The following is a 12,442-nucleotide window of genomic DNA, read 5'->3' on the forward strand; positions in this document are numbered from 1 at the left end:
AACGAGACGGAAAATGTTGCAACGCCACAACGCGTTGCAGATCGTCACGGAGCAGACAAAGCTCGAAACAGCGACTCTTTGGCCGGGTAGGAATACGGTATCGAAGTGCCGAATGCTGCGAATGAACATTCATAAGCGCATTTTTTCATCAATTGTGGATACCGCCCTTTCGCGTTAAGCATCCGGCTTGGGACAGACCATCGTGCAAAGAATTCCATGACCGAACGGACTTCCGCGTTCGCGCTCGATCGCCGCGGCTTCATTCGCCTTGCGGGCACAACCGCCGCAGGCTGGATTGCGCTCGGCGCAACGTCAGATCGCATGCGGATTATTGCCTCGCTGACGGGATTGCCGCTCGACGACGAACTGACCAGACGGAGCATGACCGACAGCCCGACCTCCCGCCTGGGTGGCCTCATCGTCGGCTTGAGGCAGCGCGGCTGGGTCGAAGGCGTCAACTTCCGCTTCGAACTCCGTTCGACCTTTGGCGGACCGGACAAGCTCAAGACCGCGGTCCAGGAGTTGCTCGAGCTCAAGCCGGACGTGATCCTGACCGGCTCGACCACCGAAACCGCCGCAGTCTTTGCCGCCACCAAAACCATCCCGATCGTTTTCGCGACCGCCAACGATCCCGTCGGCAACGGTTTCGTCGAAAGCCTCGCGCATCCCGGCGGCAACGTCACCGGCTTCACCAACAGCACCGCCGAAATGGGCGGCAAATGGCTTCAGCTCATTCGGGAGGCGGTGCCGGATCTCGCGCGCGTCGGCGTCCTTTTCAACCCGGCGACCACGCCCCGCGCCGGGCGCTTCTTCCTCGAATCGATCGAGCAGGAGGCCGCGACATCAGGGGTGTCCGTGGCCCCCGCGCCCGTCAACGCGCCGACGGACATCGACGAAGCCGTGAGGCGCTTTTCCGAACCGCCCAAGGCGGCGATGGTTGCGCTGGTCGACAGCTTCCTCGTGATCCACCGTCAGGCGGTCGTGGCGGCGGCGGCCAAGCATCGCGTCCCCACGATCTATCCGTTCCATTATTTCATGGATGCGGGCGGATTGATGAGCTACGGGCCGACGCTGGAGGTGCGCTCGGCCGACTACGTCGATCTCATCCTGCGCGGCACCAAGGCCGGGGATCTGCCGGTGCAATCGCCGCGGAAATACGAGCTCCTGATCAACCGCACGGTCGCCCGGTCGCTCGGATTGAACATTCCATTCACGCTGCTCGCGCGCGCCGACGAGATCCGCGAGTGAACGAGGCGATCGACCAGGGACATTTGCGGACGCCCCCGGGCCGGTTATTCCGAAAATATCTCTACTCGATCGTCGCCCTCGCCTTTGCCGCGCTCGCCATCAACACCGGCTTCGACGTCTGGTTCTCCTATCACGAGCAGAAGCAGCTTCTCGCGGCGACCCAGCGCGAGCAGGCAGCAAGCGCGGCGATTCAGATCGGCCAGTTCATCGGCCAGATCGAAAACCAGATCAGATGGCTCTCGCGCCTGCCTCCGGAGCTGTCGAGCAACGAAGACGACCGCCTGAACGCCATCCGGCTCCTGCGCCTCTCGCCCGCGATCGCGGAAATTGCCGAGCTCGATTCGCAGGGCCGCGAGCAGGTGCGCGTGTCACGCCGTGTCGCGGACAGGGTCGGCAGCAAGGCCGATCTCTCGGCCTCGCCGGCCTTCCGCGGCGCCAATGAAAGCCGGGCCTATTACGGGCCGGTCTACTTCCTCGGCGACACCGAGCCGTTCATGACGCTCGCCACGCGCGGGACCGGGCGGAATCCCAATGTGATCGTGGCCGACGTCAATCTGCGCTTCATCTGGGACCTCGTCGCCGGGATCAGGGTCGGCAACACGGGCAAGGCCTATGTGGTCGACCGCATGGGAGTCCTGATCGCGCATCCCGATCTGTGGCCGGCGCTGCAACGGAGCGATCTCTCCGGGCATGCCGACGTGCGCGCCGCGCTCGACGGCGTGGGCCCGCCTTCGGGTGGCCTGGTCAAGGAGGATCTGTCGGGCCAGCGCGTGCTCTCGACCTATGCGACGGTCCCCTCGCTCGGCTGGCTGGTGTTCGTCGAGCTTCCGCTCAGCGAGGCCTACGCCCCGATCTATGCATCGATCGGACGCGCGACGTTTCTCCTGATCGTCCTGCTCGCCTTCGCGGTCCTGGTGTCCCTCTGGCTCAGCCGGCGCATGACCGTGCCGATCCAGATCCTGACGCAGGGCGCGCGGCGGATCGGCAGCGGCGATCTCGGCCTGCGGCTCGCGATCAAGACCGGCGACGAGCTGGAAGCGCTCGGCGACCAGTTCAACCGGATGGCCGCGCATCTTCGCGACTCCTATGCGACCCTCGAGCGCAAGGTCGCCGAGCGGACCGCCGAACTCGAAAAGACCCGCGATCAGGCCCTGGCCGAACATGACGCCGCCGAGCGCGCACGCAGGGCCGCCGTGCTGGCCAACGAGACCAAGTCGCGCTTCCTCGCCGTCGTCAGCCACGAGCTGCGCACGCCGCTGAACGGCGTCATGGGCGTGCTGCAGCTGCTCGACGACGGCAGCCTCGGCGAGGCCCAGCGCCGCCACCTCGCGACCGCGGAGGCATCGGGCGAAACGCTGATCGCCCTGGTCGATGCCATCCTGGAATATGCCCGCCTGGAGGCCAGCACCGAAACGCTGGAGACGCGTGACTTCCGCCTCCACCAGCTGATCGAGACCGCCGCGGAGCTGATGTGTCCGCAAGCCTTCGGCAAGGGCCTGACCTTCGACCTCGCCTGTGATGCGACGGTCGACACATCCGTGCACGGCGATCCGGTCAGGCTCAACCGCATCCTGCTCAATCTGATCGGCAATGCCATCAAGTTCACCCCGCACGGCGGGATTGCGCTGACAGCGACCGCCGAGCAACGCGACGATCATGTCCTGCTGCGCATCACCGTTCGCGATACCGGCATCGGCATCGCGCCCGACATGCACGAGCGCATCTTCGACGATTTCGTCCAGGCCGACGACAGCATCGCGCGGCGGTTCGGCGGCACCGGCCTCGGACTCGCGATCGCGCGCCGGCTCACGCGCCTGATGCGCGGCGAGCTGACGGTGGAGAGCACGCCGGGCGCGGGCAGCACGTTCACGCTTCAGGTGCCGCTCGGCCGGGCCCCAAGCGGCGTCGCGCAAGGCGCGGTCCCGCCGCCCTCGCGGCAGTTGCGCGTGCTGCTGGTCGACGACGATCCCGTCAATTGCGAGGTCGGTGAAGCCATTCTGAACCGGCTTGGCCATCGCGCGACGATTGCGAGAGACGGCGCGTCGGCGATAGAGCTCGCCCGCGACCGGACATTCGACATCATCCTGATGGATCTGCACATGCCCGACATGGACGGCATCGAGGCGGCCTCGCGGATCGGCAAGCTCGATCTGCCAAAAATGCCGCGCATCATCGCCGTGACCGCCGACGTCTCCACCAGCGCCCGCGAGCGGCTCACCGGCGCCGGCATCGCCAAGGTCGTCAGCAAGCCGATCCTGATCAACGCGTTGCGCGAGGCGATCGAGGATGCCCCCGATGAGCCGGCCACCGCGCAACTCGCTGCAGGCGCATTGATCGACCGGCATTTCCTCGACGACCAGCGCGAGCTGCTCGGCTCCGCGCAAATCGAAAAGCTGCATCATTTGCTGCAAGAGACCAGCGGCAAATTGATCACAGACATCGCCAAGGCCGCCGCGGCCGGCGATCACAACGAGCTCGCGCGATCCACGCACCAGCTCGGCAGCGCCGCCGGCGCGCTCGGACTCGTGCGCCTGTTCGAGCGCACCCGTGAGATCGAATTGGCAGCGCCCTCGATGTCCCCGCCCGAATACCAGAGCGCAGCTCGTGAGCTTGCCGCGCTTCAGCAAGCCTCTATGAGCGCGCTTGACGAACTGCTCCGGCCCGCCGAGCAAAGCTCGGTCAGCTAGTTCTTCGGCCAACTATTCATGGATAGGTGCTCATCATGCTTCATCGTGTCCTTCAGACTCAACGGAGCGCGCTTTCTTCGGAGGCAGCAAATTTGCATCTCCATAGCGGAGCAAGCGATCTTTGCGCTCGATTGGAACGAGGTCTTTGGTTTCCTCGCGCTCTGAAATCAACTTCACTTTGACCTTGTGTTCAATGTTCGAGATGTCGGTCACCGAATGCTCGCGGATATAGTCGATCTTATCCTTTACCGCTTTCGGTAGCAGGGCAGTCAATCCCTCAACTATGCCATCCGCAACCGCGCGGAAGATACCCCTGACACCGTAAGCGCGAACAGGATCATCACCCTCGTATTTTTTGGCAAAGGCTATCGCATTTTCGATTACAACTATGGCTGGCTCGCGTATCGCCTTGTCACTCAATACGTCGAGCTGAATTTGCATCACGCTCGAAAGGTCTGCGTACGAATCAGTGGTTTCCCTCGATGCATCCGCAGAGAGCTTGACTTGGTTGCTCACTCCCGCACGAGCGGCGAACAGCAAGAGCACTGGCCGCCCCCGGTATTTGAATTTCGAATTTGCCTCGAAGATTTCAACGGCTCGCAGAAAGTCCTCGTCCGTGTAGCTATAGTTGTCGGAGCGGTTTTCCCATCCAGCTAAAATGAGGTGGAAGTCTGCTCCCGAGCGCCGATTTAGATATTTGAAGGCTGGCTCCAAGACATCTTTGGTCAACTTCTGGCCTTCTTGAGCAAACAGAACGCCCATCATACGGGGGGAAGTCTCGCTCACCATCAATGACCCAACGATCTGCTCGAAGTCGTTGTAAGTATAGATAACCCCACCCTTCATCCCGCCCCCTAAAACTGACTAAGCCAAGCTAGCATGGGGCGGGCGACTGGGCAGTACTGAAATCTTTAGGTCTTTTCCTCACGCCCAAACCGCTCCACCAGAAAATCAATGAACAGCCGCACCTTCACCGACAAATGCCGCGTCGGCGGATAGACCGCATAGAGCGCAAGCGGCGGTGCGGAATAATTGTCCAGCACCGTCCGCAGCTCGCCCTTCTTCAACGCGTCGGCGGCGATGAACTCCGGGAGCAGCGCCAGCCCCCTGCCCTTGATCGCGGCGTCGCGCAGCACTTCGGCATTGTTGACGCAGAGCGACCAGGCCGGCTGGATCCAGTGATCGCCGTCGGTACCGGTGAGCTTCCATTGATTGCCGGTCAGCAGGAAGCCGTAGGTGAGCGAGACATGCTCGCGCAGATCCTGCGGATGCTTTGGCGTGCCGTGACGCGCGAGATAATCGGGCGAGGCGCAGATCATGCGCGCCACCGGCATGATTTTTCGCGCGATCAAACTCGAGGATTCCAATTCCGCGATCCGCAAGGTCACGTCAAAGCCGTCCTGCACGGGATCGAGCAGATCGTCGCTGAGCACGATCTGGAGCTGGAGCTCGCCATAGCGCGCCATGAAATCGGCCAGCACAGGACCTAGCCGCATCGTGCCGAACGACATCGGCGCGTTGACCCGCAACAGGCCGCGCGGCGCCGACTGGGCCTGCGTCACCGCCTGGTCGGCGGCCTCGATCTCCGAGAGGATCACGACCGCGCGCTCGAAATAACGTTGGCCGTTCTCGGTCGGGCTCGCGTGCCGGGTGGTGCGGTTCAGGAGCTGGACGCCGAGGCTCTCCTCGAGGTCGGCGATGTATTTGCTGATCGCCGAGCGCGACAGCCGCAACTGGCGGCCCGCCTCGGCAAAACTGCCGCTTTCGACCACCTTCACGAAGGCCCGGAGGCTGGCGACTTTATCCAAGGGCCGGCCCCGGCGATTGTTTCCAAATCGTAGACATAGACGTCATATTTGCATGGATTGTCTCCAATCCAAAGCGGAACGATATTTCCACCCAGAGCAAGACCGCTCCCCGAATTCTGGAGGACGACAATGTCTGGACTGCACCACGTCACCGCGATCGCCGGCGACCCCATCCGCAATTTTGGCTTCTACACCCGGGATCTCGGCCTGCGCTTCGTCAAGAAGACGGTCAATTTCGACGATCCCGGCACTTATCATTTCTATTACGGCGACGAGACCGGCCGCCCCGGCACCATCCTGACCTTCTTCCCCTGGGCCGGCGTGCCGGCCGGCCGCCGCGGCGTCGGCGAGACGCATCAGACCGCCTTCCGCGTGCCGCAGCACTCGCTCGGCTACTGGACGCAGCGTTTCACCGAGAAGGGCATTGCCTATGAGGCGCTGGAGAAGCGCTTCGGCGAGTCCGTGCTGCCGTTCACCGACCCTGACGGCATGGCGCTCGCGCTTGTGGGTGTCCCCGGCGCCGAGAACGAGCCCGGCTGGAGCAATGGCGACGTGCCGGCCGAGCACGCGATCCGCGGCTTCCACGGTGTGACCTTGCTGCTCGACAGCGCGGCGAAGACGGCGGCCGTGCTCACCGATGTGTTCGGCTTCAAGGAGACCGGGCGCGAAGGTTCGGTGATCCGCTTCAAGGCGCCGGGCGATGCCGAAGGCAGCGTCGTCGACATCTACGAGGCCAAGGGCTTTTTGCGCGGGCATCAGGGCGGCGGCTCCGTCCATCACATCGCCTTCCGCGCGGCCGATGACGCCGAGCAGGGCCGGATGGCGCAAAAGCTCGTGAGCAATCACGGCCTGCACCCGACCGAGCAGAGGGACCGCAACTATTTCCGCTCGATCTACTTCCGCGAGCCCGGCGGCGTGCTGTTCGAGATCGCGACCGATATCCCCGGCTTCGCCGTCGACGAACCCGTCGCGACGCTGGGACGTGATCTGAAGCTGCCGAGTTTCCTCGAAGCGCAGCGCAAGCAGATCGAAAATGTTCTGCCGAGCCTGGAAGAAAGCGCGTCATGACCGAGAGCACATTCATCCATCGTTTCGAGCCCGCGACCAACGCGGGCTCCCCTCCTCTGCTGCTGCTGCATGGCACCGGTGGTGACGAGAACGATCTGCTCGGGCTCGGCAAGATGATCTCGCCCGGCTCCGCGCTGCTCTCGCCGCGCGGCCGCGTGCTCGAGCACGGCATGCCGCGCTTCTTCCGCCGTCTCGCGGAGGGCGTGTTCGACGAGGACGACGTGCGCCGGCGCGCGCTGGAGCTCGGCGACTTCGTCGCCGATGCGCGCAAGCAATACGGCATCGCCGCTCCGGTCGCGGTCGGCTTCTCCAACGGCGCCAACATCGCAGCCGCGCTGTTGCTGCTGAAGCCGGACGTCCTGGCAGGCGCGATCCTGCTGCGCGCAATGGTGCCGCTGTCGGATCCGCCCAAAACCGATCTGCTAATGCCGGAGCTTGGCGGCAAGCCCATTTTGCTGCTGTCCGGGCAGGCCGATCCGATCGTGCCGGCGAGCAATTCGGCAAAGCTTGCGGCGCTGTTGTCGGAAGCCGGAGCGCGCGTCGACCACAAGGTGTTGCCGGCGGGCCATCAATTGTCGCAGGCCGACGTCACGCTGGCCCGCAACTGGATCGGCAGCGTCGACGCCAAAGCGGCATGAACCAACGAGCGGCGCATCGTTCACTAACGGTGCGCCGCCCATTCGCGTTGCGATCCGTCAGGCGGATTTTCGAAGCGGTTGTTTCTTCGGTTGCTGTCTCGCCGCGCGGCCAGTGGCGGCGATCGCCTCCATCTCGTCGACGAGGCCGGACCGATCGATATCGACTTTCATGGCCTCGCCGAGCAGACGGGCCGCCATCCTGAATTGCGGCTCCGCGATCAATCGGTTCACCGCCGCGGCAATTTCCGCTTCGGAGGCGGTTGGAGGCAATTGAAGCCCTGCCCCCTTCGCTTCGACGCGCGCGGCGTTGGCGGCCTGGTCCCGCCCCATCGGCAGGATGAGCTGCGGCAGTCCGTTGATGAGTGAACGCGTGGTCGTTCCGTGGCCGCCTTGCGAGATCACCACGGAAACATCCTTCATGACGAGGTCATGGGGAGCGCCGCGGACCAGATGCACATTGTTCGGAGCCCTGAGGTCGGCGACGTCGACATTGGGACCGGCTGTTGCAAGGGCATCGATCTCGACCGCTTCCATCGCTGTGATAATGCGCTGAAACAGCTCGCGCTGACCTTGCGCGCCCGTGCTGCATGCGATCAGCCCGCGAGGACGCCCCGACGGAGCCGACCATGGCGCTCGCCACGCCTCCGTCTGCCGAGACTTTGACCAGTTCGGCACATCGAGCAGCGGTCCGACATAGCGGAAATTCTCGGGCAGCGAGTCAGCTTGAAAGTCGAACGCCCGACTGGTCGCGAGCAAAAGCCGGTTGGCCCGATCGAACAGATCGAAGACATCTGCGAGAGGCGGAAGACCCAGATCGGCACGCGCGCGGTTGAGACTGGGCAGAAACACATTGAGTGTTTCGGCCAGCCTGGCATTGGCGGCGTCGACATCGGCGCGCTCTTGCGGCGTTTTCGGTTGACCCAATCCGCTGATAGCCGGCGGCATTCCCGGCAGGGGCCGAATGCTGACATGAGGGGACAGAAGAGCGAAAGGCACGCCTGACGCCTCCGCCCCGAGCGCAGCGCCAAACAGCACGTCAAGCAAAAGAACGGCATCCGTCGGCATACGGCCGATTTCATCCCGGACATCGGCCGCATAGAGCGCGGCAGGATCAAAGATGGCCTGGCGTAGAAAGTCTTGTACATCCGAGACGTCCACCGGATCCGCAGCCTTTCCGGTCGGGGCGCGGCGCCATGCTATAAATGCAAAGCCGGAGGCCTCGACTTCAGCGCGCATCGCCGGATCCGCCATCACCCAGATATGATGTCCATTCCGGTGCAACCTCCGCGCCGCAGTCAGCAGCGGGCTCAAATTCCCAAGGGTCCCCCACGACGCCAGCAGAAAATTATAGGACATCGGAGAACCCTTTCGTCGCGGTTGCGAATTCGCTGTCGCAATCCATCCTGCGCAACCCAATGCAGGCTTCCGGACAGATGCTTGGCCGCGCTTGTGTCCGCGCGAGCCACGCCAAGAATGGAGCGGCGCGCGCTACCGAACGATGTCTCCTCTGGAGGGAGATGGTTACGGCTGTAAGGAGAGGATGGCCGCTTATGGGCCAAAGCGAACATTTGAGCTGAAGGCCAGGTCCGCTAAGCGGCAAAAGCGGTCCAACTGTTCAGAATGCGGATTGGTCCGCTAAGCCACAAGTGGCCATTTCATACTGCGCGCTTGATGGGAATTGGAATGAGACTAGTCTTTCCTGACAACCGCACGCACTCATGGGGCTAGACCCATGATGGGGCAAGCTCGCGCTATCCTTTCGAGGTGTTCCGGCCTGTAAAATCGAGCGAGCTTTGGAACGAGTGTGGAGACGCGCAGAGCCGGCCTCGCTTCCATCAGGCGCGCACCGATCATCCGGGCTTCCTCGACCCTTCCAGACATTGCGTGGCATGCCGCCAGAATGAATTGTGCGTTGAGATAGTTTGGCCGGTGCAGCACAGCCTTGGACGGTCTCCGGTCAGGCCCGGCAACACCCGGAAAATAAAGAATAAGCAGTCCGTAAGGAAAATGTAAGCAGCAGATCAAGCGCGCTGGGCCAGATTTTGGCAGCTTGTCAGGGTGGAAACAAGGTGCCCGAGGATGCTGCGATGAGCATGATTTATCAGACAACGGGCTTGGTCCAGACGACAGACTCTCAGCGACGCCATGTCAGCGTTCTCAAGAATTGCTGGAACGCTTTTCAAGAGTGGCGGAAATGGGAGCGGCTGCGGCGTGATCTTTGTAGCCTGAGTGATCAGGAGCTGAAGGATATCGGGATTACCTATGGCGAGATCGATTACGTGGCCTTGAACCGAGACACTGACCCGCGAGGCATACGATCGGTCGGATGAGCGGCGCTCCCTTGGTGGCTGCCCGGCAGCCCCGCTCATTCAACCACCTCGTCGGCGCGTAACAGAAATGACTCCGGTACTTTCAGACCGAGTGCCCTGGCGGTCTTCAGATTGATGACGAGGTCGAACTTGGTCGGCTGTTGGACTGGCAAGTCGGCCGGCTTCGCCCCGCGCAAAATCCTGTCGACAAAGGTCGCGGCAAGCCGCCATAGGTGGGTTGCGTCCACGCCGTAGGACATCAGCCCGCCCGCATCGACGAACTCTCGGTATTCAAACATCGTTGGAATTCGCGCGGTCAGCGCTCGGGTCGCAATGGCGAAGGTGAGTGGGACGCCGACGGCATAGAGTGCGTCCGCACGGTCCCTGAGGGCCTCGAAAGCCGATGCAACGTCCTCTGCGCGCCGGATTTCCAATATCGTCGCCTTGAGGCCGAGCGCGGAGGCCGCCGCCTGCACCTCATCCATTCTGTTTTTGAAACCGGGGCTATTGGCATTGACCATAACGGACAAGCGGCGGAAACCTGGGACAACCTCGCGCAACAGCTCGAGGCGCTTGCCGGCAAGACTGATGGGGTTGAGCGCTAGGCCGGTCGCATTGCCGTCCGGTCGGGCCAAACTTGCGACGAGGTCGCTGCCAACAGGGTCGCCAGAAATGGAGACAATTGGGATGAGCGATGTCGCACGTTTTACCGCGAGGGTCGGAGATCCTCCCACCGTGACGATGACATTCACCTTGAGTCGGACGAACTCGGTCGCAATTTCGTTGGAGCGTTCGGTATGTCCCTCCGCAGAGCGATACTCGATCGCAACGGTCCGCCCCGCGATCCAACCGAGTTCGCGCAACCGATCCTCGAAATCTTGGGCCGACCAGGCCGGGCCCAAGAATCCGATGATGGGTAGCTTTCTCGTCAGCTCCGCCCGCGCCGGGCTCGGGCCCTTAACCGCGGCAACGCCGACGAGCGTGATGAACTCGCGCCGCCTCATTGAGTTACTCGTTTGAAGCGCCCGACTGAGGCATACAGCCTAGCATCTTTCAACCGGGAGCCGAGCGAGAAAAGGGCTGGCAGCCCGCCCTAACCGTGCGACGCAATGTCCGCATCGGGTCAAAAACGGCGCTTGGCCGGCCGCAAGCATTTACTTTTGCGGACGGCACTCGGGTCATCCCCAATGGCCCCTTCGATAGCGACGATGCCCAGTCGTTGATTGAGGCGGTCATAAAAGGCGTTGGCATCGCGCAGTTCATGCGCATCGCCATCGAGGACGAGCTTGCCGCCGGACGATTGAATGTCGTGCTGCCGGACATACCGATGTTCACCACGCCGGTCTAGGCAAGGTAGTTGGCGGCGAGCCTGTCGTAGCGCGTCGTTGCCCGACGACATTGTTTGATCATCCTGTTGAAGAGCCGCTCGAACTGGTTGCGAAAGATAGGGGCTGAAGCGGATCGGATTGCTGCGATTGCTTTTCGGCGGGAGGTTGGCCCAGCGCCCTACTTCATGGCGCTGCCGATAATCCCCGATGAAACTGTCGAAATGACCCAACCAGAACTCAAGCAGTCTCACAGTACTGCGACTGCTCATTAATCATCGCATTAGCCCGATCGCTGGCCATCTGCGCGCGTATTCAATAAACCGCCTCGCGAACGCATCTAGGGCGGCGACATGCAAACAGTCCGGTTCATCTGCCTTTCCGCGGCCCTCGCCATGACCGCACCCGCAGCAGCGGCTGGGCTGAAGATGGTCGATGTTCCGGCCGACGGCAGCGGCCCTGCGATTAAGGTTGCCGTCTGGTATCCCAGCAACGATCCGCCTTCGCCGATCAAATTCGACGCATTCATTTTGAGGGGGGCCAAGGACGGCGCGGTCCGCGGGCACAAATTGCCGCTCGTCGTCATGACTCATGGACGAGGCGGCTCATTCGTCGGAAACAGTGACACAGCCGAACATTTAGCAGATGAGGGCTTTGTCGTAGCGTCGCTCAATCATCCCGGCGATACGGCCTCCGACAAAAGCAGGATCGGGGAACTGTCGATCTACCTTCAGCGCCCGAAAGATGTCTCGCGAGTGATCGATCACATGATCACAGTAGACCCGTGGTTCGCGACGGTTGACCCTAACAGGATCGGTATCTTTGGTTTCTCACGTGGTGGCTACACAGGGCTCGTAACCGTTGGGGCAAGGCCTAATTTTTTGGCCGGACTGCCGATGTGCGAAGGGCGGACGGATAAGATTTGTGGTGAACTACGTGGGCCGCAATTTTCCAATTTGCCGATGATGCATGACCGTCGGATTAAGGCTGCGACGATTGTCGATCCTATGACTATCTTTTTCACTGCCGAGAGCTTCTCCGACGTCACGGTGCCTGTACAGCTGTGGGCCTCCGAGACAGGATTTGACGGTGTCGATCACAAGGCTATTGAGACAATCAATGCAGCGCTTAAGGTGCCACACACCCTCAATAAAATCGAAAACTCACAGCACTTCTCTTTTATCAGAGTTTGCCCCGCTGGCGTTGCTGGCCAGGAACCTATCGTCTGCAATGATCCACCGGGTTTCGACCGCGAGCAGTTTCATGTTCGGCTGAATTCTTCGGTCGCCGAATTTTTTCGGGCGAATCTATAGAGCCTTGATTGGCGACTGGACACCCTGGTGTGTCCGCTTCTTGGTC

11 protein-coding genes and 1 pseudogene are annotated in these 12,442 nt (G+C 62.1%); 7 read left to right on the top strand and 5 right to left on the bottom strand.

The genetic code is table 11. From position 1 onward, the window contains the following. The first annotated feature begins 216 nt into the window (after positions 1-216). Positions 217-1,248: an ABC transporter substrate-binding protein gene (locus tag AC5ZFO_RS01245; RefSeq protein WP_496121110.1), complete on the top strand. Its 1,032-nt coding sequence runs from the start codon at positions 217-219 to the stop codon at positions 1,246-1,248. After that, positions 1,245-3,935, top strand: a complete 2,691-nt coding sequence (locus AC5ZFO_RS01250; protein WP_496121112.1) for a hybrid sensor histidine kinase/response regulator — start codon at positions 1,245-1,247, stop codon at positions 3,933-3,935. The genes AC5ZFO_RS01245 and AC5ZFO_RS01250 overlap by 4 nt, the downstream gene beginning before the upstream one ends. A 33-nt stretch (positions 3,936-3,968) precedes the next feature. Here AC5ZFO_RS01250 and AC5ZFO_RS01255 read toward each other — a convergent pair whose 3' ends face one another. Together AC5ZFO_RS01255 and AC5ZFO_RS01260 are read right to left on the bottom strand one after the other, a co-directional pair. Further along, entirely contained in the window at positions 3,969-4,781 is an 813-nt protein-coding gene (locus AC5ZFO_RS01255) for a hypothetical protein (RefSeq protein WP_282518628.1), read from the bottom strand. A 65-nt stretch (positions 4,782-4,846) separates the two neighbouring features. Next, the gene (locus tag AC5ZFO_RS01260; RefSeq protein ID WP_282518629.1) at positions 4,847-5,743 is read right to left on the bottom strand and encodes a LysR family transcriptional regulator; all 897 of its coding nucleotides are present in this window, start codon (positions 5,741-5,743) and stop codon (positions 4,847-4,849) included. Between the two features lie 129 nt (positions 5,744-5,872). Here AC5ZFO_RS01260 and AC5ZFO_RS01265 point away from each other — a divergent pair, with 129 nt between their 5' ends. After that, a complete protein-coding gene (locus AC5ZFO_RS01265; protein WP_282518630.1) occupies positions 5,873-6,811 on the top strand; it encodes a ring-cleaving dioxygenase in 939 nt (312 codons plus the stop codon). Continuing rightward, positions 6,808-7,449, top strand: a complete 642-nt coding sequence (locus AC5ZFO_RS01270) for an alpha/beta hydrolase (RefSeq protein WP_282518631.1) — start codon at positions 6,808-6,810, stop codon at positions 7,447-7,449. Before AC5ZFO_RS01265 ends, AC5ZFO_RS01270 begins: the two co-directional genes overlap by 4 nt. Positions 7,450-7,506: 57 nt before the next feature. On the opposite strand, the gene AC5ZFO_RS01275 is transcribed toward AC5ZFO_RS01270, so the two are convergent. Then, positions 7,507-8,685, bottom strand: coding sequence for a glycosyltransferase (locus AC5ZFO_RS01275; RefSeq protein ID WP_496121114.1), 1,179 nt, complete (start codon positions 8,683-8,685; stop codon positions 7,507-7,509). 857 nt (positions 8,686-9,542) lie between these two features. Here AC5ZFO_RS01275 and AC5ZFO_RS01280 point away from each other — a divergent pair. Beyond that, on the top strand, positions 9,543-9,779 hold the full coding sequence (locus AC5ZFO_RS01280) for a DUF1127 domain-containing protein (protein ID WP_282518960.1): 237 nt from the start codon (positions 9,543-9,545) through the stop codon (positions 9,777-9,779). A gap of 35 nt (positions 9,780-9,814) precedes the next feature. On the opposite strand, the gene AC5ZFO_RS01285 is transcribed toward AC5ZFO_RS01280, so the two are convergent. Next, positions 9,815-10,762, bottom strand: a complete 948-nt coding sequence (locus tag AC5ZFO_RS01285) for an ABC transporter substrate-binding protein (RefSeq protein ID WP_496121116.1) — start codon at positions 10,760-10,762, stop codon at positions 9,815-9,817. A 95-nt stretch (positions 10,763-10,857) separates the two neighbouring features. Here AC5ZFO_RS01285 and AC5ZFO_RS01290 point away from each other — a divergent pair, with 95 nt between their 5' ends. Then, the gene (locus tag AC5ZFO_RS01290; RefSeq protein WP_282518634.1) at positions 10,858-11,106 is read left to right on the top strand and encodes a LysR substrate-binding domain-containing protein; all 249 of its coding nucleotides are present in this window, start codon (positions 10,858-10,860) and stop codon (positions 11,104-11,106) included. Here the strand turns inward: AC5ZFO_RS01290 and AC5ZFO_RS01295 are convergent. Beyond that, positions 11,103-11,265, bottom strand: a pseudogene (locus AC5ZFO_RS01295) (IS5/IS1182 family transposase); the annotation flags it as partial. The gene AC5ZFO_RS01290 and the pseudogene AC5ZFO_RS01295 overlap by 4 nt on opposite strands. Before the next feature lie 213 nt (positions 11,266-11,478). Here AC5ZFO_RS01295 and AC5ZFO_RS01300 point away from each other — a divergent pair. Next, positions 11,479-12,396 carry an alpha/beta hydrolase family protein gene (locus AC5ZFO_RS01300; RefSeq protein ID WP_282518635.1) on the top strand — a complete coding sequence of 306 codons (918 nt, stop codon included), beginning with the start codon at positions 11,479-11,481 and terminating at the stop codon, positions 12,394-12,396. Positions 12,397-12,442: the final 46 nt, after the last annotated feature.

The organism is Bradyrhizobium sp. Unk1, from assembly GCF_059512345.1.

Coding starts and splice junctions, on each gene's coding strand:
- AC5ZFO_RS01245 (WP_496121110.1), top strand. CDS start 217: ATGACCGAACGGACTTCCGCGTTCGCGCTCGATCGCCGCGGCTTCATT.
- AC5ZFO_RS01255 (WP_282518628.1), bottom strand. CDS start 4,781: ATGAAGGGTGGGGTTATCTATACTTACAACGACTTCGAGCAGATCGTT.
- AC5ZFO_RS01265 (WP_282518630.1), top strand. CDS start 5,873: ATGTCTGGACTGCACCACGTCACCGCGATCGCCGGCGACCCCATCCGC.
- AC5ZFO_RS01270 (WP_282518631.1), top strand. CDS start 6,808: ATGACCGAGAGCACATTCATCCATCGTTTCGAGCCCGCGACCAACGCG.
- AC5ZFO_RS01275 (WP_496121114.1), bottom strand. CDS start 8,685: ATGCGCGCTGAAGTCGAGGCCTCCGGCTTTGCATTTATAGCATGGCGC.
- AC5ZFO_RS01280 (WP_282518960.1), top strand. CDS start 9,543: ATGATTTATCAGACAACGGGCTTGGTCCAGACGACAGACTCTCAGCGA.
- AC5ZFO_RS01285 (WP_496121116.1), bottom strand. CDS start 10,762: ATGAGGCGGCGCGAGTTCATCACGCTCGTCGGCGTTGCCGCGGTTAAG.
- AC5ZFO_RS01300 (WP_282518635.1), top strand. CDS start 11,479: ATGACCGCACCCGCAGCAGCGGCTGGGCTGAAGATGGTCGATGTTCCG.